The 19,386-nt window shown below is 65.9% G+C and carries 19 protein-coding genes and 3 pseudogenes; 14 read left to right on the top strand and 8 right to left on the bottom strand.

The features are described 5' to 3' along the window. Nucleotides 1-53 precede the first annotated feature (53 nt). The 3 genes from SM191_RS06645 to SM191_RS06635 are packed head-to-tail and all read left to right on the top strand — an operon-like array spanning nucleotide 54 to nucleotide 2,474. Nucleotides 54-803, top strand: a complete 750-nt coding sequence (locus tag SM191_RS06645; protein WP_341505491.1) for an SDR family oxidoreductase — start codon at nucleotides 54-56, stop codon at nucleotides 801-803. 13 nt (nucleotides 804-816) lie between these two features. Next, nucleotides 817-1,992 carry an acyl-CoA dehydrogenase family protein gene (locus SM191_RS06640; protein ID WP_341505490.1) on the top strand — a complete coding sequence of 392 codons (1,176 nt, stop codon included), beginning with the start codon at nucleotides 817-819 and terminating at the stop codon, nucleotides 1,990-1,992. Then, the gene (locus SM191_RS06635) at nucleotides 1,989-2,474 is read left to right on the top strand and encodes a MaoC family dehydratase (protein ID WP_341505489.1); all 486 of its coding nucleotides are present in this window, start codon (nucleotides 1,989-1,991) and stop codon (nucleotides 2,472-2,474) included. Before SM191_RS06640 ends, SM191_RS06635 begins: the two co-directional genes overlap by 4 nt. Nucleotides 2,475-2,574: 100 nt before the next feature. Here the strand turns inward: SM191_RS06635 and SM191_RS06630 are convergent, their stop codons facing one another. Genes SM191_RS06630 through SM191_RS06615 form a run of 4 tightly spaced genes read right to left on the bottom strand, consistent with a single transcriptional unit; the run spans nucleotide 2,575 to nucleotide 6,805 of the window. Then, the gene (locus tag SM191_RS06630; protein ID WP_341505488.1) at nucleotides 2,575-3,780 is read right to left on the bottom strand and encodes a cytochrome P450; all 1,206 of its coding nucleotides are present in this window, start codon (nucleotides 3,778-3,780) and stop codon (nucleotides 2,575-2,577) included. 25 nt (nucleotides 3,781-3,805) lie between these two features. Next, nucleotides 3,806-4,687: an enoyl-CoA hydratase/isomerase family protein gene (locus tag SM191_RS06625; protein WP_341505487.1), complete on the bottom strand. Its 882-nt coding sequence runs from the start codon at nucleotides 4,685-4,687 to the stop codon at nucleotides 3,806-3,808. Nucleotides 4,688-4,713: 26 nt separating this feature from the next. Further along, complete coding sequence (locus SM191_RS06620) at nucleotides 4,714-5,649, bottom strand: NADP-dependent oxidoreductase (protein WP_341505486.1); 936 nt, start codon at nucleotides 5,647-5,649, stop codon at nucleotides 4,714-4,716. 22 nt (nucleotides 5,650-5,671) lie between these two features. Continuing rightward, the gene (locus SM191_RS06615; protein ID WP_341505485.1) at nucleotides 5,672-6,805 is read right to left on the bottom strand and encodes a hypothetical protein; all 1,134 of its coding nucleotides are present in this window, start codon (nucleotides 6,803-6,805) and stop codon (nucleotides 5,672-5,674) included. Between the two features lie 171 nt (nucleotides 6,806-6,976). Between SM191_RS06615 and SM191_RS06610 the strand changes: the two genes are divergently transcribed. Continuing rightward, nucleotides 6,977-8,098: a phosphotransferase family protein gene (locus SM191_RS06610; RefSeq protein WP_341505484.1), complete on the top strand. Its 1,122-nt coding sequence runs from the start codon at nucleotides 6,977-6,979 to the stop codon at nucleotides 8,096-8,098. Then, nucleotides 8,088-8,858, top strand: coding sequence for a tyrosine-protein phosphatase (locus SM191_RS06605; RefSeq protein ID WP_341505483.1), 771 nt, complete (start codon nucleotides 8,088-8,090; stop codon nucleotides 8,856-8,858). Before SM191_RS06610 ends, SM191_RS06605 begins: the two co-directional genes overlap by 11 nt. Here the strand turns inward: SM191_RS06605 and SM191_RS06600 are convergent. Continuing rightward, on the bottom strand, nucleotides 8,855-10,177 hold the full coding sequence (locus SM191_RS06600; protein ID WP_341505482.1) for an MFS transporter: 1,323 nt from the start codon (nucleotides 10,175-10,177) through the stop codon (nucleotides 8,855-8,857). The two genes, SM191_RS06605 and SM191_RS06600, sit on opposite strands and share 4 nt — an antisense overlap. Before the next feature lie 237 nt (nucleotides 10,178-10,414). Here SM191_RS06600 and SM191_RS06595 point away from each other — a divergent pair, with 237 nt between their 5' ends. The 9 genes from SM191_RS06595 (at nucleotide 10,415) to SM191_RS06555 (ending at nucleotide 18,307) form a co-directional block, all read left to right on the top strand. Continuing rightward, nucleotides 10,415-10,834, top strand: a complete 420-nt coding sequence (locus SM191_RS06595) for a carboxymuconolactone decarboxylase family protein (protein WP_341505481.1) — start codon at nucleotides 10,415-10,417, stop codon at nucleotides 10,832-10,834. After that, a complete protein-coding gene (locus SM191_RS06590) occupies nucleotides 10,831-11,826 on the top strand; it encodes an SDR family NAD(P)-dependent oxidoreductase (protein ID WP_341505480.1) in 996 nt (331 codons plus the stop codon). Before SM191_RS06595 ends, SM191_RS06590 begins: the two co-directional genes overlap by 4 nt. After that, entirely contained in the window at nucleotides 11,826-12,803 is a 978-nt protein-coding gene (locus SM191_RS06585) for an SDR family NAD(P)-dependent oxidoreductase (RefSeq protein ID WP_341505479.1), read from the top strand. The genes SM191_RS06590 and SM191_RS06585 overlap by 1 nt, the downstream gene beginning before the upstream one ends. A gap of 113 nt (nucleotides 12,804-12,916) precedes the next feature. Further along, nucleotides 12,917-13,807 (top strand): crotonase/enoyl-CoA hydratase family protein, encoded by an 891-nt coding sequence (locus SM191_RS06580; RefSeq protein ID WP_341505586.1) that lies wholly within the window; start codon nucleotides 12,917-12,919, stop codon nucleotides 13,805-13,807. Between the two features lie 26 nt (nucleotides 13,808-13,833). Further along, nucleotides 13,834-14,937, top strand: coding sequence for an NAD(P)H-dependent flavin oxidoreductase (locus SM191_RS06575; protein ID WP_341505478.1), 1,104 nt, complete (start codon nucleotides 13,834-13,836; stop codon nucleotides 14,935-14,937). A 56-nt stretch (nucleotides 14,938-14,993) separates the two neighbouring features. Beyond that, nucleotides 14,994-15,632 (top strand): TetR/AcrR family transcriptional regulator, encoded by a 639-nt coding sequence (locus tag SM191_RS06570; protein WP_341505477.1) that lies wholly within the window; start codon nucleotides 14,994-14,996, stop codon nucleotides 15,630-15,632. Nucleotides 15,633-16,302: 670 nt separating this feature from the next. Further along, the gene (locus SM191_RS06565) at nucleotides 16,303-17,049 is read left to right on the top strand and encodes an electron transfer flavoprotein subunit beta/FixA family protein (protein WP_341505476.1); all 747 of its coding nucleotides are present in this window, start codon (nucleotides 16,303-16,305) and stop codon (nucleotides 17,047-17,049) included. Then, nucleotides 17,046-17,975 (top strand): electron transfer flavoprotein subunit alpha/FixB family protein, encoded by a 930-nt coding sequence (locus SM191_RS06560; protein WP_341505475.1) that lies wholly within the window; start codon nucleotides 17,046-17,048, stop codon nucleotides 17,973-17,975. Before SM191_RS06565 ends, SM191_RS06560 begins: the two co-directional genes overlap by 4 nt. Nucleotides 17,976-17,989: 14 nt before the next feature. Beyond that, a complete protein-coding gene (locus SM191_RS06555) occupies nucleotides 17,990-18,307 on the top strand; it encodes a 2Fe-2S iron-sulfur cluster-binding protein (RefSeq protein ID WP_341505474.1) in 318 nt (105 codons plus the stop codon). 6 nt (nucleotides 18,308-18,313) lie between these two features. Here the strand turns inward: SM191_RS06555 and SM191_RS06550 are convergent. From SM191_RS06550 to SM191_RS06540, 3 pseudogenes are all read right to left on the bottom strand, one after another. Continuing rightward, a pseudogene (locus SM191_RS06550) lies at nucleotides 18,314-18,532 on the bottom strand (transposase); the annotation flags it as partial. A 46-nt stretch (nucleotides 18,533-18,578) separates the two neighbouring features. Beyond that, nucleotides 18,579-18,797, bottom strand: a pseudogene (locus SM191_RS06545) (transposase); the annotation flags it as partial. A gap of 16 nt (nucleotides 18,798-18,813) precedes the next feature. Beyond that, nucleotides 18,814-18,951, bottom strand: a pseudogene (locus SM191_RS06540) (IS3 family transposase); the annotation flags it as partial. Between the last annotated feature and the right edge of the window lie 435 nt (nucleotides 18,952-19,386).

Below are 19,386 nucleotides of genomic sequence, written 5' to 3'. Positions count from 1 at the left end.
GGTGTCAATGCCGGATTTCAATAGGTTTACCAGGAGGGGACAGCATGCGTGGTTTGAGAGACAAAGCAATCATCCTGACCGGTGGAGCGAGCGGAATCGGCCGAGAGGCGGCGATTCGCCTGGGGGTGGAAGGGGCGATGGTCGGCATCTTCGATCTGGACGAGGCCGGGGCCCGGGCCACAGTCGAGCAGATCGGCAGCGATCGGTCGGCGGCCTACCATGTCGACATCAGCGATCGCGAGCAGGTGACCACCGCGCTCGCCGCGTTCGAGTCGCGCTTCGGCCCGACCCGGGGACTGGCCAATGTCGCGGGCTGGGATTCCGCCCGGCTGTTCATGGACAGCGATCCGGCGGTGTGGGACAAGGTCATCCGCATCAACCTCTACGGCTCGCTGGTCATGCACCATGTTGTGGTGCGCGGGATGGCGGAGCGCGGCTTCGGGCGTGTCGTCAACGTGTCGTCGGACGCCGGACGGGTCGGGTCGTCGGGCGAGTCGGTCTATGCGGCCTGCAAGGGCGGGATCATCGCCTTCACCAAGACCCTGGCGCGCGAGCTGGCGCGGAACGGCGTGATCCTCAACGTCCTGTGCCCAGGGCCCACCGAGACCCCGCTGTTCACCGATTTCACCAAGGATATGCCCGGCGGCGATCGCCTGGCGGAAGGACTGGCCAAGGCCATTCCCCTGCGGCGTCTTGGTCAGCCGGACGATTATGCGGGAATGATCGCATTCCTGTTATCGGATGACGCCGCCTTTATGACCGGCCAGACGATCAGTATTTCCGGTGGTCTCACCATGTCCTGACGGGCGGAAAATCATGATACAGACGAATGCCACGTTCGCGTTGGGCGAACAGCAGGTCGCGGTGCGCGATCTGGTCCGCCGCGTCGCTTTGGAAAAGGTCGCGCCGCGCGCCGCCGCGATCGATGCGTCGGCGGAATACCCGCAGGACATGTTCGACCTTTTGAACGAACTCGGCCTGTTCCTGCTTCCCTTTCCCGAAAGCTATGGCGGGGCGAACGATCTCTTGTCGGGATGCGTCGCCGTCGAGGAACTGGGGCGGGTCTGCTACAACACCGCCTATATCCTGTTCATGCAATGGCTGCCGATCGGTGCTATCATTGGCGGCGGCACGCGGGAACAGCAGGACCGCTATCTGCCCGACCTAGCGGCGGGGCGCACGCGCGGCGCCTTTTCGCTGACGGAGGCGCAATCGGGTTCGGACGTGTCGGGTATGAAGACACGGGCAGTTCGCGACGGCGCCGGCTACCGCATCTCCGGCGCGAAGATCTGGTGCACCAACGCCGCCAAATCCGATTTCGTGCTGGTGGCCGCCCGGGTCGACGGGCCGGACAAGTCGGGCATCAACTTTTTCATCGTGCCCACCGATACGCCGGGTTTCGAGATCGGGCGCAAGGAGGACAAGAGCGGCGCGCGCGGCGTGCCGTCCAACGCATTGTTCCTCGACAATGTGGTCGTCGGGGAGGAGCAGCGCATCGGACCCGAGGGGGATGGCTTTCGCAGCGTGATGGAAGCGCTGAACGGCTCGCGCCCGATCGTCGCCGCGCGAGGCGTGGGGCTGGCGCAGGGCGCAATCGACCATGCGACTGACTTCATCAGCAACCGAAGGGCCTTCGGGCGGACGGTGTCGGATTTCCAGGGCATTCGCTGGATGGTCGCGGACATGGAGATCCAGACCGAGGCGGCGCGCCAGTTGACCTATCGCGCCGCGACGATGGTCGATGCCGGCATTACCGGCCAGGCGATGGCCAAGGCCGCCGCGATCGCCAAGACCTTCTCCAGCGATACCGCGATGAAGGTCGCAAGCGACGCGGTGCAGCTGTTCGGGGCGGCGGGCATTTCCGCCGAATATCCGATCGGCCGCTATTTCCGCGATGCCAAGGTCTTGCAGATCATCGAGGGGACGAACCAGATCCAGCGCAACCTGATCGCGCGCACGATGCTGGGTCGCGAGCAGGAGGCGCGGGCATGAACGACGTGACGAACGATTATCCGGTCATCGGTCTGGGCTGTTTCCTGGAGGACCTTCCCGTCGGGCGGAAGTTCCGCACCATCGGGCGCACCCTGTTCGAGGCCGATCTGGTCGCCTTCACGACCTGCACCGGCATGACCGAGGTGCTGTTCACGAACCTGGAGTTCCTGAAGGCGGAAAGCGACATCAAGCGACAGGTGATACCCGGCGCGATGGTGTTCACTTTCATCGAGGGATTGCTGGTGCAGTCGACGATGCAGCATACGGGCTTCGCCTTTCTGGGCATGGACTTCAAGATCGAGGGTCCGACCTTTGTCGGGGACACGATCCATGTCGAATGCGAGGTGATCGAAAGCCGCCGCAGCCAGAGCCGGCCCAATCGCGGCCTGGTGCGCACGCTCAACCGCGTCTTCAAGCAGGACGGCAGCCATGTGCTGACCTACACGCCGCTGCGCATGGTGAAGGCTCGGACGGAGGGCTGACATCCCCCGCCGAGCCGAGCGGCAGAACAAGAAAGGGGGCGGATCCATCGGCCGGATCCGCCCCCCCTTTCTTTTCGCGGTGCGCTTTACGCGGCGATGGTCACCAGAGCAGCGGCAGATGCTCGAAGCTGCCGTTCACGCCGGTCTTCAGACGCGGCGGGTCCGACGGATCGAGCGTGAAGTCCGGGATGCGGGTCAGCCATTCCTCCAGCAGGATCTTCAACTCCAGACGCGCGAGCATCGAGCCGGGGCAGACATGCGGCCCCGCGCCGAAGGTCGTCTTGGTGCCGGACTTGCGGGTGAAGTCGATGGCCAGCGGATCGGCATAGTCGCGCGGATCGACGGCCCCGAAGGGGGTTGACAGCAGGACGCGGTCGCCGGCGCGCATGGTCACGCCGTGAAACTCCATGTCCTCGACGACGCCGCGCGCCGGGTTGGTCAGCGCGAAGCGGCGCAGGAATTCCTCCACCGCCGTCGGGATCAGCGCGGGCTGTTCGACGAGTTGGCACCGGTGCTCGGGAGACTGGGCCAGGAACTGCATGATATGGCCCATCATCGACGCCACCGTGTCCAGCCCCCCGATCAGCAGCAGCGTCGATACCCCGACCGCCTCCTGGACCGTGATCGGGCGGCCATCGATCTCGGCGGTCGCGATCTTGCTGATCAGGTCGTCGCCGGGATTGGCGGCGCGCTGCATGACATGCCGACCGGTATATTCGAACAGCAGCTTGATCGTCTCTTCCTTGGGCGCGTCGGCGACGACCTGCGCATTGGCGAGGGGGAGCAGGGTGGTGCGGTCCTCTTCCGGCAGGTCCACCATGCGCATGAAGATCTTGATCGGCAGATGCTGGGCGAAATCCTTGATGAACTCGCAATGACCCTGCGACTTCAGCCCGTCGATCAGTTCGATGGCGAGCGCGCGCGCCTCCTCGCCGCGCGCCTTGATCGCCGAGACGATGAAGGCGGACGCGAACAGCTTGCGGAACACCTGCTGCGTCGGCGGGTCCAGTTCGATCGGGGCGAGCTTCGGGGCGTTGGGCGGACGCGTGGGATTCAGGCTCGCGCCCTTGCTGGAGGTGAAGCGCCCGTAATCCGCGAACGCCTCGGCCAGATGGTCGCGGCGCGTCAGGATCCAATGGCCTCCGTTATACGGCGACCAGAAGATGTCGGGCGCCTTCTGCTGAAGCGCGAGGAAGGGCTCGTGATAGTGTTCGCCGCCCTTGATCGGGCGATAGGCGTCGAAATCGACGACCAGTTCGGGGGGAACATGGGCGGGAACGGGATGTTTCTCGGCGGCGGTGGCCATGGGCTCTGCTCCTGTCTGGGGAATGTCAAACGGCGCTGGTTTCGGGCCAGGCGGGGCTGCGCTTTTCTTTGTGGGACCGCACGCCTTCCTGCGGCTCCGCACCGGCGAAACCCAGGAATTCGAGCGCGAGGCTGGCGTCGAAGGTCGGTCCCATCTGGCGCAGCCAGTTGTTGAGCGAATGTTTGGTCCAGCGGATGGCCGACTGCGCGCCGGTCGCCAGGCGGGTCGCGAGTTCCACCGCCTTGTCGTCCAGTTCGGCATCCTCGACGGCAAGAGAGATCAGGCCGATCTCGGCGGCCTGCTCGCCGTGCAACGTATCGCACAGCAGCAGCCAGTATTTGGCCCGCGCCATGCCGCAGAGCAGCGGCCAGATGATCGCGGCATGGTCGCCCGCCGCGACGCCCAGCCGGGTGTGGCCGTCGATGATGCGACACTCCTTCGTCGCGATCGAGATGTCGGCGAGGATGCCGGTGACCAGCCCCGCGCCCACCGCCACGCCGCGCATCGCGCTGATCACCGGCTTGTTGCAGTTGATCAGGTTGTAGACGATCGCCCGCGCCTCCTTCCATCCGCGCGCGCGCGCCTCGGCGTCGTTCATCAGGTCCTCGACCATCGCGAAATCGCCCCCGGCCGAAAAGAATCGGTCGTTGCCGGTGATGATCGCCGCATTGATCTCCGGATCTGCGTCGACGTCGTTCCAGATCTCCGCCAGTTCCCAGTGCATGCGATGGTCGGCGGTGTTCATCTTGCCATTGTCCAGGCGGATGCGCAGGACCTTGTGATGCGGCCGGTCGAAGGTCAGGCGTTCATATTTGGCATAGCGGTCGTTCATCATCGGCTCCGGAAACACGGGATCGTCGGGCAGAATAGCATGGGTGCGCGGTGCTGCGCGGGGCGGGGGCGGCAAATCATATGCTTGATGGCTCTCCGCACTCAGGGGATCAGGACGATCCTGCCCCCGCCGGTCCCGGCATCGACCCGGGCCTGCGCCTCGGCGGTTTCCGCCAGCGGCAGGCGGGCGGCGATCTCCACCACCACGTCACCCTCTGCGGCGGCGCGCGCCAGTTCGGCCAGCCGCGCGGCATCGGCATGGACCCCGAAGAAGACCGGAGCGACCGGCAGGCCGTCGCTGGGGATAGGGGTGGTCGAGACGGTGCGGATGCGACCGTCGGCGCGGACCCGGCGGCACAGGTCGGCGACCACCGCGCCGCCGACAGTATCCGCGACATGATCGAACGGCGCGCCGGTCCACGCGCCTTCTGCCGACACGCCCTCACCCAGCGCGATCGCCCGCGTCGCGCCCAGCGCCTCGGCCATCGCCACATGCTTCGCGCGGACCGCCGCGACGACCCGCGCGCCACGACCGAGCGCGGCATGAAGGGCGAAGCGGCCGACCGCACCCGTCGCGCCGGTCAGCAGGATCGTCTGGCCCGGCTGGACGTCGAGCTGCTCCTCGATCATCTGCACGCCGGTCAGGCCGGGCGTCGGCAATGTGGCCGCGTCCTCGAACGAGAGCCGATCGGGGATCACCGCGACCGATCCACGATCGACCACCGCATATTCGGCATAGCCGCCCTGCGCGACCACATCGAGCAGCGCGACGATCCGGGTGCCGGGGGCCAAATCGCCCGCGTCCGCCGCCACCACCTCGCCCGCGACGTCATATCCACCGATGTGCGGAAAGCGCAGCGGTCGGGAACGTTCGAACATGCCGGATCGCCACTTGCCGTCCGCCGGATTGACGCCGGTCGCCCGGACCCGGATCAGCACTTGGCCCGCCCTCCGAACCGGCACCGGCACCCGCGCTTCGCGCAGGACGGACGGATCGCCATAGCGATCGAACACGATGGCGCGCATGGTATCGGTCATGGCCGGCTCCTTCGGCGGGGGATCATGACAGTGCCTCCATCGTGCCCAGGTCGATCATCGCCGCGCCGACGCGCGCGGTGTTGGCGCTGTTGACCGCCTCGGTCTGGAACCGCACCTCATTGATGACGAAGATGAAATAGGCATAGGCCAGCGCCCGGACATAGGCGCGCCACGCCGTGTCGAAATCGGGGGGCGCGACCCCCGCCGACCGCAAGGCGAGCAGATACCCCTCCAGCAGCGCCCCCTCCCAGCGCCGCCGGTCCGCCAGGTCGATCGAGGTCGCGATATGATAGGCGACCTCCAGCGCCCAGTTGGCGCGCGTTACCTGCATATCGAGATAGCCGGGCGTGCCGTCCGCCTCGACATAGAGGTTGCCCAGATGGGTGTCGCCGTGAAGGATGCAGCGGTCACCCTGCGCGTCGATCTCGCCCAGCCGGTGCAGCGCGTGCGCCATCCATGCGCGGTCGTGCAGCCGCGACGAAACCGCCGCGGCGCGTGGCAGCGTCATGTAATGGCCCCAGACATCGGGCGCGAGATACCGCGCGGCATAGGCGGCGCTGTCGGTCGTGAAGCGGCTGCGGACCCAGTCCCATCGTCCGCCGGGCGCGAAGTCCGGGGCGTTCCAGCTTTGCGTGTGGAACCGCGCCAGGTCGCCAAGCCGCCGCGCGCACATGGCGAAGCTCTGCGGCTGGAGCGGGGTGCAGAAGGTGACGCCGCGCGCGGACAGGTCCTCCATCACGACGATGGCCTGATGGCTCGCGGGGTCGCTGGCGGCGAACAGCGCCATCGGGGTGCGCAGCGCGGCGATCGGCTGGATATCGCGGTAGAAGCGGATCTCGTTCAGGAACATCGCCGCCAGTGTCGGGCTGTGATCCTCGAACCCGCCCTTGACGATCACGCGGCGGGGCAGCGTCCGGTCGTGGACGGGATCGGCATAGTCGATCGCGACCCGGATTTTGGTCGAGGTGCCCGGCATCACCTCCAGCTCCCGCGCGTCGCGGACGACGAGTCCCGGCACCGTCGTCCCGATCGCGCGCGTCAGCCATGCGGCGGTGATGCCCTCGACGGTCAGCGGCAGCGGCAGCGCCGGAGCGGAATCGCCGGACAGGGTGATGGCCGGACGGTCGGGAAACGAAGAGGTTGGCGTCTGGGACATGCACCCTGACCTTTGTGGGACAGGCCCCCGGCCTCGCATGATCGCCGGTCGCGGCCAAGGCGTGCGCGCGTCTTGCCACATGCGTGATGAATGGCCGGATCGCGTGTACCGGGATGGGGCGGCGGCATCACCTGGGGCATCACGGACCGACCGATCAGCGAAGGATGAGCCATGCCGCAACCGTCAACATCGATCTTCGTCCTCGATGGAGAGGGGCTCCAGCCGATCGGGCCGCAGCCGGTGCCGACACATTGCGATGGGCTCGATGTCGCCTGGTTGCGTCAGGTCTTCGAGGGCGTCGGCATGCCGGGATTGACCGGCGCGACATGCCTAGACCCGATCGTCGGCACCGCGACCAAGATGCGGATGGGGCTCGACTGGGGCGGGCGCGACGGGCCGGCGCGGATCATGGTGAAGGGCGGCTTTTCCGAACATCGCCTGCGGATGAGCTACATCTACGCGCATGAGGCGCGCTTCTTCCGCGAGATTGCGGGGCAGCTCGACATCATCGTGCCCCGCTGCCTGGCGACGGCGGAAGATCCGGCGGCGCGGCAATATCTGGTGATGCTGGAGGATCTGGACCTTTCGGCGACCCGCTATTGCCGGGTCACGCATCCGCTGTCCCGATCGGAGGCGGAGGCGTTCCTCGACGTGATGGCGCGGCTCCATGCACGCTTCTGGAACGACGCCGCGTTCGAAACGGGCGGCGCGTTCGAAACCGTCAACCGGTGGCAGGCCCTGCCGACCGGCGCGCGCGGTGCGTATCTCCAGGGTCAGTTACGGCCCGAGACCTATCGTGATTATGCCGCGATGCCGCGCGGTCTGGCCTTGCCGCAACGGTTCCACGATCCGGCCTTGATGCGTGCGGCGATGGAACGCGCCACCCTCTTCGGTCAGGAGCGGCCCTGGTGCCTGGTCCATGGCGACTTCCATCTCGGCAATCTGTACTTCACCGCTGAGGGTCGACCCGGCGTGCTCGATTGGCAGACATGGTCGCGTGGCCATTGGGCGCACGACCTCACCTATTTCCTGATCTCGGCGCTCGACATGCTCGACCGTCGCCGCTGGGTCGAGGATCTGATCGGCCATTATCTGGAACGGCTCGCCCTGCACGGCGTCGTCGATCCGCCCTCGCACCGGGCCGCAATGGAGGCGTTTCGCGTGCATATCCCCTATGGCCTGTGCGTCTGGCTGGTGAACCCGGCCGCCTTCCAGGCGGAGGCGAATAATTGCGCGGTGGCGCCGCGCTTCGCGCTGGCGGCGATCGATCATGGCGCGTTCGATGACCTGTGATCCGCCGATCTGTCCCGACTATCCGAACCTGCGGGCCGTTGCCGGTCTGGTGATGGCGGACGGGCGGGTGCTGCGCGCCGGTCACTTCTATCGCTCGGAGGCACTCTGCACACCTTCCAAAATCGCGAGTGCGGCGATCGCCGCGCTGGGCATCCGCCATGTCTTCGACCTGCGCGGGCAAGGCGAGCGGGAGGCCGCGCCCAATGGCTGGTGGCGTGCGCAGGGCGTGCGGATCGACGAATGGGACCTGATCGCGGATGCCCGCAATGCCGGCGCCCATTGGCAGGCGCTGGTCGAGGACCCGCAAGGAGAAGGCGGGCGGCGCATGATGATGGCGACCTATCGCGCGCTTCCCTTCGCCATGCTGCCGCATCTGGGACGGCTGTTCGACGCGCTGGGCGAAGGTGACGGGGCGGTGCTAGTCCACTGTGCCGCCGGTAAGGACCGCACCGGCATCGCCGTCGCGCTGGTGCTGGCCGCGATCGGCGTGTCGCGCGCGGCGATCCTCGCCGATTATCTGGAAAGCGGTGATCGGGAGAACCCTGCCGTCGTCGCCTGGACACGCGCCTTGCTGGAGCGGCGACTGGGTGCGCCGATCGACGCGCAGTGCCTGGCGGACGTGACGGGCGTCGACGCCGCCTATCTCGAAACGGCGTTCGCGGCGATCGATACCGAGTTCGGCTCGCTCGACGACTATTTCGCGCGAGCCGGTTGGGGGAGTGACGCCCGCGCCGCGCTTGCCGAACGCCTCGCCGGTTAGCGCGTCGGCACCGGCAGCGGCTCGCTCCATTCGGCCGCCGCATCGATCGCCCGCAGCATCGGCCGCCGCGCGGTGAGCAGCAGGATGGACGACACGGGACCGAAGATGCACAGCACCACCGCGATGCTCCAGCCGACCATGGCATCGTTATGGAAGTATTTGTCGGTGAACAACGCCACCATCGTCGGGCCCAGGCCGGCGCCGAGCAGATTGGTGACCAGCAGATAGACCGACGACACCTGACCGCGAAACTGGTTCGGGGTGGTCAGGGGCACGGCGGCGGCGATCGCCGCGATGCCGCTGAACAGGAAGATCACGAAGATCGCCGCCAGCGCCACCATCGGCGTCGCGGCGGAGGCCATGACCGGGCCTGCCACGGCATAGATCAGTCCGACCACGCTGAAGAGCTTCATATGCGCGTCGCGGTGGCCATGCGCGAACAGCCGGTCGGCGATCTGGCCGAGGATCAGCAGACCGACCGGAACCGCGACCAGCGCACAGCCGGCGACCCAGGAGCTCGCCACCGGCATCGTCACGGCGAAGCGGCGGACCAGGAAGGTCGGCACCCAGGCGGCGAAGCCATAGGCGCACATCACCATCACGCCATTGCCCACGAAGAAGCGGAGGAAGAAGGCCTTGCGGGCGCAGATAAAGGCCAGGGTGTCGCGGATGCCGGGTTTGGCCACCTCGATCACGCCGCGCCGCTCGGGTTCCGGAAAGCTGAACACCAGCGGCGCGAGCAGCAGGGCCGGGATGGCGACGAGGATGAAGGTCAGCTGCCAAGGCTCGAACGTGCCGAATGGGGTCGACATCCCTCCGGCCGGCAAGCGCGACAGGATATAGCTGCCGGTCGCCAGCGCGATGCCCGTGCCGAGCGCACCGCCGATACCGAAGATGCCGAGCGCCAGGCTCAGGCGTCGCTTGGGCATCGTGTCGGCGAGCAGCGAATAGGCGGCCGGTGACAGAACGGCTTCGCCCGCGCCGACCACGAAGCGCGATATTGCCAGGTGCCAATATTGCGTAGCCAGCCCGCATCCGGCCGTCGCCAGCGACCAGACGACCACGCCCGCGAAGATGATCGGGCGGCGCGCATAGCGGTCTATCGCATAGCCGATCGGCAATCCCGCCAGGCAGAAGAACACGGCGAAGGCCAGTCCATAGACCAGGCTGACCTGAAGATCGCTGATCTGCAGCGTCGTTTTGATCTGATTGATCAGCAGCGCGATGATCTGGCGATCCAGCATCGAGACGATGTACAGGATGACCAGGGTCGCCAGCGTCCACCAGGCGCGGATCGGGGTGGTTTCTTCGCTCGGCACGGCTGGCTCTCCATCAAAGCGTTGCGATCATCTTTCCCTGATTGCGAATGGCTTACGAGGGGGAGAGGTCGGTTAGGCCGTGTCGATCACATATGTGGGCGAAGTGGCGCGGCCTCCGGGCCGGTGGCCGCGTCGGATCACAATCCTGATCGCTTCGCGCCGCCGTTGCGGCCCCGCCCCGCGCTCCGGCACAAGGGGCGCTGCGCCGACGGGCGGATGCCAAGAGAGGATAGTGAGATGACCGATTATCGCGCCGAGGGTCTGGCGACGTTCTCCCGGATGATGGGCGAGGACGTCGCGCGGCGCATGGCCGCCAATGCGGATGCGGGTGGCTTTTTGTCGGGCACGTCGGCGCTGGCGCTCGATTTCGCCTTTGGCGGGGTATGGTCGCGGCCGGGGCTGGAGATGAAGCAGCGCAGCCTGATCGTGATCGCCATCCTGATCGCGACGCGCAACTACGCCGAACTGAAGAATCATGTGCGGATCGGCATCCGCAACGGGCTGACCGCGGGTGAGCTCGAGGAGGCGCTGATCCAGTGCGCGCCCTATCTGGGCTTTCCCGCCGTCGCCTCGGCCCAGGCGCCGGTCATCGAGGTGCTGCGCGAGATGGGGCTCGACCCGGCGGTGTCCACGCCGCAAGAGCGAGGCATGTTGTGAGCGGCGCGGGAACAGCCGCCGCGATCGATTATCGCGACCGGGTCGTCGTCGTCACCGGCGGCGGCGGCGCATTGGGTGCGGCCTTTTCGAAGGAACTGGCGCGGCGCGGTGCGGCCGTCGTCGTCAACGACCTGGGCGGTGACACGACCGGGCAGGGCTGTGGCGTCGACTATGCCGATGCGGTCGTGCGCGAGATCGAGGCGGCAGGCGGCCGGGCCATCGCCAATTACGACACCGTCGCGACCGAGGCGGGGGGCGAGGCGATCATCGACGCCGCACTATCCCGCTTCGGTCGGGTCGATGCGGTCATCAGCAATGCAGGCAACCAGCGCAATGCGCGGTTCGGGGAATTCACCGCCGACGATATCGAGGCGGTGCTGGCGGTGCATCTGAAGGGCGCGTTCTTCGTCTGCCAGCCCGCTTATCGGGCGATGGTGCGACAGGGCTATGGCCGATTGCTGCTGATCGGGTCGCAATCGGGCGTGTTCGGCAATCCGATCCGCGCCAATTACGGGGCGGCGAAGACGGCGATGATCGGGCTGATGAACGTCATCGCGCAGGAGGCGCCGCCGGGCGTAGCGGTCAACTGCCTCTTCCCCAATGCCCGTGGCGGGCGGTTGGGCGGCACCCCGCTCGCCGAACGGCCCGATGGCGATTTCCTGAAGGCCGCGGGCGCGCGCAGCCGCCATTATGCCGATGCGATGACGCCGGAATCGGTCGCGGCCATGGCGGTCTATCTCGCCAGCGACGCCTGCACGACCTCGCAGAACATGTATTCGGTTCTGGGCGGCAAGTTCGCCCGCATCTTCGTCGGGCTGACGCAGGGCTGGCATCAGCCCGGCAGCGACGCGCCGACCAGCGAGGACATCCTCGCCCACCTCGCCGAGATCGACGACCTTGGACGGTTCGACGTTCCCAGGAGCGGGCTGGAGGAAATGGATACGGTCGTCGCCGCGCGGGCGGCGCGCGACGCGCAAGCAGGAGAGGCATGATGAACGATCATATCGGATTCGACGGGCGAGTGGCCATCGTCACGGGGGCGGGCAACGGGCTCGGACGCGACTACGCGCTGGAACTCGCCCGGCGCGGCGCCAAGGTGTTGGTGAATGATCTCGGCGTCACGGGGGCGGGCATCGGTGCATCCTCCGCGGCGGCGGACGACGTGGTGCGTGAGATCCGCGATGCGGGCGGCGAGGCGGTGGCGAGCTATGACAGCGTCGCGACGCGCGAGGGCGGCGCTGCGATCGTCCAGACCGCGATCGATGCGTTCGGCAAGGTCGATATCTGCATCGCCAATGCGGGCTTCCTGCGCAACGGGCGGTTCGAGGATTTGAGCGACGAGCAGATCGACGCGGTGCTCGGCGTGCATCTGAAGGGCGCATTCCATGTCGCGCAGCCGGCCTATAAGGCGATGCGCCGCAACGGATATGGCCGCTTCCTGTTCACGGGTTCGGCTTCGGCGATGTTTGGCCATGCCTGGCAGGCCAATTATGCGGCGGGCAAGGGCGGCCTGATGGGGCTCAGCCATGTCGTCGCGATCGAAGGTTCCGCCTATGGCATCACCTCCAACCTGCTGCTGCCTACCGCCGCCTCGCGTCTCGCCGCCGAGATGACGGACGGATTCAAGGAAATTCCTGCCTTTGCCGACTCGATCGCGCGATCCGATCGCGCCGCTGCCCGCGGGCGCACGTCGCCCGAATATAATACCCCGCTTGCCCTCTATCTGGTGAGCGAGGCGTGCCGGGAGACGCATGGCATCTTCTCGCAGAACAGCGGCCGTTACGCCAAGGTGCGGATCGTGGCTGCCGACGGCTGGGTAGCGCCAGTCGCTGACGCGCCGCCAACGATCGAGGAGCTTGCGCGGCAGTGGGATGCGGTGTGCGATCCGACGATCGAGCACGAGCCGCTGACCGTCTATGACGAGTTCACCGCCGCCTCGACAGCGGCGCGGCGACAGGGTGTGATCTGACACCGATCCCACCGCAGATATTTTATCTAACGATCGTTTGATAAATGTGCTATGAAGGCTGACGAACGATGCCGTCGAACCTGTCGGCGGCATCGCACGAGGAGCGGATGCGCATGGGTTTCGAGACGATCCTGTATGAGGTGAAGGACCAGATCGCGACGATCACGCTGAACCGGCCCGAGGTGATGAACGCCATGGGCGGGGGCATGCGGCAGGAACTGATCGACGTGTTCGATCTGACCGATGCCGATGACGATGTGCGTGCGGTCGTCGTCACCGGGGCGGGCAAGGCATTTTGCGGCGGCGCCGATTTTTCCAAGGGCGCCGCCGTCTTCGACAAGAACCGCGATCCCGCCAACAGCCCGATCCGGGCGGACGGCAGCATCGACTATGCCAATCCGCTGTCCCGCGACGGCGGCGGAATCCTAGCGCTGCGCATCTTTCGCAGCCTGAAGCCCGTGATCGCCGCGATCAACGGCGCGGGTGCAGGGGTCGGTGCGTCGATGACGCTGCCGATGGACATCCGTATCGGCAGCGACAAGGCGCGGCTGGGCTTCGTCTATGCCCGGCGCGGCATCGTCCACGAATGTTGCTCGTCCTGGTTCCTGCCGCGCGCGGTGGGCATCAACAAGGCGCTGGAGTGGAGCTTCAGCGGGCGTATCGTGCCCGCTGAGGAGATGAAGGCCGCCGGATTGCTGAGCCAGGTGGTGCCGCCCGAGGAATTGCTGCCGACCGCCTATGCCATCGGTCGCGAAATTGCCGAGAACACCGCCCCCGTATCGATCGCATTGATGCGCCAGATGCTGTGGCGGGGGCTGGGCATGGCCGATCCGATGGAGGCGCACCGGATCGAGAGTCGCGGCATTTCGACCCGTGGTCGCACGCCCGATGCGAAGGAAGGCGTGAAGTCCTTCGTCGAGCGACGCCTTCCCGACTTCGAATGCAAGGTGTCGAGCGACATGCCCGATTTCTATCCATGGTGGGACGAGCCCGCCTACAGCTGAACTCATCCGTCCGAGAGAGGTGGATCATGAAGACTGCCATTACCGAAATGTTCGATATCCGGCATCCCATCCTGAATGCGGGAATGGGGCGGATCGCCTATCCCGAGATGGTGATCGCGGTGTGCAACGCTGGCGGCCTGGGCGTGTACGGCGCGGGCTCCAACCCGCCCGAACGAGTGCGCGAGGATATTCGTCGCATCCGCGCGGCGACCGACCGGCCGTTCGGAATCAATGCGCCGCTGGCCCTTCCGAACGCGCTGGAGAACGTCAAGATCGCGCTGGACGAGCAGGTCCCGGTCATCAACTATTCGATGGGACGGGGCGATTGGATCGTGAAGCGCGCCCATGCCTATGGCGGCAAGGTCATGGCGTCGGTCAATAGCGTCAAACTGGCGCTGAGCGCGCAGAAACACGGTGCCGACGCGGTGATCGCCGCCGGGCATGAGGCGGCGGGCCATGCGGGCGACATTCCGACCTTCGTGCTGGTGCCGCGCCTGGCCGAATTGCTCGACATTCCGATCATCGCGGCGGGTGGGGTCGCCAACGGCTCGGGCCTGATCGGTGCGCTGGCGCTCGGCGCCGAGGGCGTGTCGATGGGCACGCGTATGTTGCTGACCAACGAGGGCGTCGTCCACGACAATTTCAAGCAGCGCGCCGTCGAATCGGACGTCGATCGCACATTGTTCTCGAACAAGTTCGACGGCCATATGTGCCGGGTGCTCAACACGCCGGGGCCGGAGCGCATCTATAAGGGCAAGCAGACGCTGAACCCGCTCTCGGTCTTCCTCCAGTCCTTTGCGATCGCGCGCGAACTGGACCAGCCCTATCTGAAGATGTTCTCCAACGTGCTTCGCAAGGGCCCGAAGGAAACCTTCGCGATGATGCGCATGGCGCGGATGCTGAAGATGGGAACGATCGCCCGCGATACCGGCGACCTCGACCATGGCCAGTGCGGCGCGGGCATGTCGGTGGGGCTGGTCCACGACGTCCCGTCGATCGCCGAGGTGATCGAACGTGTCGTCGCGGAGGCCGAGGAGAGCTTCGGTCGCCTCGCCACGCTGATGGAGCGGGAGGTGGTGGCGACGGCATCGGCGGCGGCCGGGCGGGGCACGCCGCGCGCGGTCGCTTGATCGGCTCAGCCGCCTGTGCGACCGCGCGATCATGACAGCGGTCGGGGAGGAGTGGGATGGCCGGATCAGACGTTGAGGTGCCGCCCAGGCCGCGTGGTCGCCCGCCCTCCACCACCCGTCGGCGAGAGATGCTCGATATCGCCGCTGCCATGTTCGCGCGCGAGGGCTATCATGGCACCAGCATGCGGGCGCTCGCCGAGCGGGCAGGCGTCAATCCCGCAAGCCTCTACCATTATTTCCGGTCCAAGGAGGAGGCGCTTCTCGAAGTCTGTCTGACGGGCATTCGCGACTCCGTCGCGCGACTGGACGCGATGCTCCTGTCTCCGGCCACGATGGACATGCGCATCCGCCGCTTTATCGAAGAGAATATCGTCGATCTGGAGGTCCGCGCGGATTATCGCCATGCCTATTACGAGCAGCGTGAGCATCTGAGCGACGAACAGCGCGCGACGATCGATCGTGAAACGCGCCGCGTCCGCCGCCTGCTCGACCGGCTGTTCGAGCAGGCGCGCGAGGCGGGCGAACTCCATGCCACCCTGGATGCACGCCAGGCGAGCCTCGCCACCGCAGCTGTGATGCAGGCGATCACCCGCTATTATATCAGCGGTCCCATCCGCGACTTCCGCCATGTCGCGAGCGGATTGATGGAGACATTGATCCGTGGCCTCAAGGTCGAGCCCGACACCGGGCCATGATCACCGGGCGGTAATCGTCGGCACGACCGGACGGTCGACGAGGGCGGCGCTTTGGCCCGTCACGGGCAGGACTGTCGTCCTGCCATCGCGTCCCGCGGTGCTTCGGATCAGCGACAGGCGGCGAGAATGGCCTGGACCCAAAGCCATCGGCGTTCCCCATCGTCTTGCCCCAAGCGGATGTTCCGCTTGATCTGGTGAACAGGGTGAATCGGTTTAGCGAGTTCCGTTTTCTGAGCCACGCTGCATCCTCTCATGCCAAGTCTATGCTCGGTCGGGAGATGATGATGCATTCTTCCGGTCTTAGTCAACGGGTGGCGGCCCAGTCGTCAGATTTTCTCGAAAAGAACCTTTTGCGATTTCGTCGTTGCGAACGTCATCATGTCATCTTGCCGATGCGGAGCATAGCCAATTTGTGCGAGTCGTCATCGGATTGCGCGGTGGTTCTTTGGGATCCACGTCAATAACAGCGCGAGAATGACCAAATGACGCTCTTCTATCGCATATGCGATATTCCGATCCGGGAAGATGCCGCAGCGCCGCGTGCCATTTCACAAACGGGATGAATGATTGCGTGGCCCAGAACGCAGATTGTCAGCCCGGCCCGGTACGGCGATGACGGGGGCGGAAAACCGATGACGATCATCGGCGATCGGTTGAGGAAGGACCGCTGATGAAGGTGCTGGTGCCGGTCAAGCGCGTGCTTGACTATAATGTGAAGCCGCGTGTGAAGGCGGACGGGACGGGGGTCGATCTCGGCAACGTCAAGATGAGCATGAACCCGTTCGATGAGATCGCGGTGGAAGAGGCGATCCGGCTCCGGGACAAGGGCGTGACCGAGATCGTGGTGGTCTCGATCGGCGAACCGAAGGCGCAGGAGACGCTCCGTACCGCGCTGGCCATGGGCGCCGATCGGGCCATCCTCGTCACCAGCGACCAGAAGGTCGAGCCGCTCGGCGTCGCCAAGATCCTGGCGAAAATCGTTGAGGAGGAGCAGCCTTCGCTCGTCATCCTCGGCAAGCAGGCGATCGACGACGACAACAACCAGACCGGCCAGATGCTCGCGGGATTGCTCGGCTGGGGCCAAGGCACGTTTGCGTCGAAGGTCGAACTGGCGGCGGACGGCGTCACCGTGACGCGCGAGGTCGATGGCGGCCTGGAGACGGATCGCTTCCCCTTGCCCGCGATCGTGACGACCGACCTTCGCCTGAACGAGCCGCGCTACGCGTCGCTGCCCAACATCATGAAGGCCAAGTCGAAGCCGCTCGCGCAGAACACGGCCGCCGATTACGGCGTCGACGTCACGCCGCGCCTCACGACACTGAAGGTGGTGGAGCCGGCCGGGCGTATGGCGGGCGTCAAGGTCGCCGATGTCGACGAACTGGTCATGAAGCTGCACGCGATGGGGATTGCCAAGTGAAGACGCTCGTCTGGGTCGAACATGACGGCAAGACCGTCAAGGACGCCACGCTCGCCGCTGTCGGTGCGGCGTTGAAGCTGGGCGAGGTCCATCTCCTCGTCGCGGGGCAGGGCGTTGATGCGGTGGCGCAGGGCGCCGCGCGGATCGCGGGCGTCGGCAAGGTCCATGTCGCCGACGACGCGGCCTATGCGTACCAACTGGCGGAAAATATCGCGCCGCTGGTGGTCCGACTGATGGAGGAGCATGACGCCTTCGTCGCCGCGTCGACGACGACCGCCAAGAATCTCTGCCCCCGCGTCGCCGCGATGCTGGACGTGATGCAGATCAGCGATATCCTTTCGGTCGAGGGCGAGGATGTGTTCACCCGAGCCATCTATGCCGGCAACGCGATCGCGACGGTGCGGACGTCCGACGCCAGGAAGGTGATCACCGTTCGCGGCACCGCCTTCGAAAAGGCGGCGGCGGAGGGCGGCAGCGCCACGATCGAGGCGGTCGCCGCGACCGGGGACCAGGGCGTCGCGACCTTTGTCGACGCCGAGATCGCGCAGAGCGCGCGTCCCGAACTGACCAGCGCGAAGATCATCGTGTCGGGCGGCCGGGCGCTGCAGAACGGCGACAATTTCCATGCTCTGATCGAGCCCTTGGCCGACAAGCTGGGTGCCGCCGTTGGTGCGTCCCGTGCGGCGGTCGATGCGGGCTATGCACCCAACGACTATCAGGTCGGGCAGACCGGCAAGATCGTGGCGCCCGAAGTCTATATCGCGGTCGGCATCTCGGGCGCGATCCAGCATCTGGCGGGTATGAAGGATTCCAAGACGATCGTCGCGATCAACAAGGACGAGGACGCGCCGATCTTCCAGGTCGCGGACATTGGCCTAGTGGGCGACCTGTTCAAGATCGTCCCGGAACTCACCGGAAAACTCTGAAGGATCACGCTCCCATGGTCACCATCAATGTCGTGCGCCGCAGCGGTGAAACCGTCTCTTTCGAAGCGGACGAGAATGGGTCGCTGATGGAGGCGATCCGCAATGCCGGTATCGAAGAGATGCTCGCCCTGTGCGGGGGCTGCTGCTCCTGCGCGACGTGCCACGTGCATGTCGAGCCGGGGTTCGAAAACATCCTGCCACCCCTTGGCGAGGACGAGAATGATCTGCTCGACAGCTCCAGTGACCGCGATCCGTCGTCGCGCCTGTCGTGCCAGATTCCGGTCACGTCCGCGCTTGATGGACTGACCGTGCGGATCGCGGCGGAAGACTAGAAGCTGTTATGAACCTGCGGCGATCGTGGCAGCCTGCTTCATCATGAGGCATGCGAAGGCGACGATGTGAAGTCCGGCGGGTGTTCCGGCGTATCGCTCGTAATCTTTGACGAGGCGTCGGAAGCGGGTCGCCCATGCGAAGGACCGTTCGACGACCCAGCGTCGTGGCAGGAGGACGAAGGTAAGCGTGGCCTCTGGCCGTTTGACGACCTTGAGAGCGATGCCGTGGCGGGACTGTCAGGAATTTCGTGTGCGTGCGGGCGGCTGAACATTACGCCGCCATGGCCTTGATGAAACGTCCGCCGAAGATGACGACGAACTGGGCCTTGGCCATGGTCCACTCACGTGGCGGCATCTTCCACTCTTTCTCCGAGCGGTTCAAGATCAGGTAGAGCAGCTTGGTCGCGGCTTCGTCGCTGGGGAAATGTCCGCGGGCACACACGGCCCGGCGCAGCTTGGAATTGAGCGCCTCGATGGCATTGGTGGTGTGAGTAGCCCCTAGATTTCTAGACGCCTTCCACCTTCGAAACCTGCTGCCGTTCGAACGCGACGGGCGACAGCAACCCGTTCCTGACCTGCTTGCGCACAGGGTTGTAGAACATCTCGACGTAATCGAACACGTCCTGCCGGGCTTCCTCACGGGTCGTCTAATCGCGCTGGTTGCAAGACTTATGTGAGCTGTCGCTGCCGGAAGCATGGTCGTCTTCGCGGTCGGCATGAGCCGCCGCATGATGGGGCTTCGCGGGTGACCCTTCCTATGTTTTCGGCGCACTGGAGCGCTGACAGGCGACTGGTGCAACGAACGTCGCGGAATGGATCAGCCTACGTCCCGGCAGGACGTCTCGTTGGCGCCTTGCGACGCTGGCGAGTTGGGGATCAGATGGCGGCAGCTGTGCTCCGGAACGGTTCGCCGGTGGTCAGCATGGTATGCATGATGACGGCGAGCTTGCGGGCAACGGCCACTGCGGCGCGCTTGAAGCGGGAGTGTCAGGAATTTCGTGTGCGGGCGGGCGGATGAACATTACGCCGCCATGGCCTTGATGAAGCGTTCGCCGAAGATGACGGCGAACTGTGCCTTT

It is taken from the genome of Sphingomonas sp. 2378 (assembly GCF_038084995.1).
GTDB lineage: Bacteria > Pseudomonadota > Alphaproteobacteria > Sphingomonadales > Sphingomonadaceae > Sphingomonas.
Note: the sequence above shows the minus strand (reverse complement) of the source record. Positions and strands in the feature narration are given on the sequence as shown.

Excerpts from the sequence above, each read along its gene's own strand:
- SM191_RS06640 (WP_341505490.1), top strand. The coding sequence starts at position 817 with ATGATACAGACGAATGCCACGTTCGCGTTGGGCGAACAGCAGGTCGCG.
- SM191_RS06635 (WP_341505489.1), top strand. The coding sequence starts at position 1,989 with ATGAACGACGTGACGAACGATTATCCGGTCATCGGTCTGGGCTGTTTC.
- SM191_RS06630 (WP_341505488.1), bottom strand. The coding sequence starts at position 3,780 with ATGGCCACCGCCGCCGAGAAACATCCCGTTCCCGCCCATGTTCCCCCC.
- SM191_RS06620 (WP_341505486.1), bottom strand. The coding sequence starts at position 5,649 with ATGACCGATACCATGCGCGCCATCGTGTTCGATCGCTATGGCGATCCG.
- SM191_RS06615 (WP_341505485.1), bottom strand. The coding sequence starts at position 6,805 with ATGTCCCAGACGCCAACCTCTTCGTTTCCCGACCGTCCGGCCATCACC.
- SM191_RS06610 (WP_341505484.1), top strand. The coding sequence starts at position 6,977 with ATGCCGCAACCGTCAACATCGATCTTCGTCCTCGATGGAGAGGGGCTC.
- SM191_RS06605 (WP_341505483.1), top strand. The coding sequence starts at position 8,088 with ATGACCTGTGATCCGCCGATCTGTCCCGACTATCCGAACCTGCGGGCC.
- SM191_RS06595 (WP_341505481.1), top strand. The coding sequence starts at position 10,415 with ATGACCGATTATCGCGCCGAGGGTCTGGCGACGTTCTCCCGGATGATG.
- SM191_RS06585 (WP_341505479.1), top strand. The coding sequence starts at position 11,826 with ATGAACGATCATATCGGATTCGACGGGCGAGTGGCCATCGTCACGGGG.
- SM191_RS06580 (WP_341505586.1), top strand. The coding sequence starts at position 12,917 with ATGGGTTTCGAGACGATCCTGTATGAGGTGAAGGACCAGATCGCGACG.
- SM191_RS06575 (WP_341505478.1), top strand. The coding sequence starts at position 13,834 with ATGAAGACTGCCATTACCGAAATGTTCGATATCCGGCATCCCATCCTG.
- SM191_RS06570 (WP_341505477.1), top strand. The coding sequence starts at position 14,994 with ATGGCCGGATCAGACGTTGAGGTGCCGCCCAGGCCGCGTGGTCGCCCG.
- SM191_RS06565 (WP_341505476.1), top strand. The coding sequence starts at position 16,303 with ATGAAGGTGCTGGTGCCGGTCAAGCGCGTGCTTGACTATAATGTGAAG.
- SM191_RS06555 (WP_341505474.1), top strand. The coding sequence starts at position 17,990 with ATGGTCACCATCAATGTCGTGCGCCGCAGCGGTGAAACCGTCTCTTTC.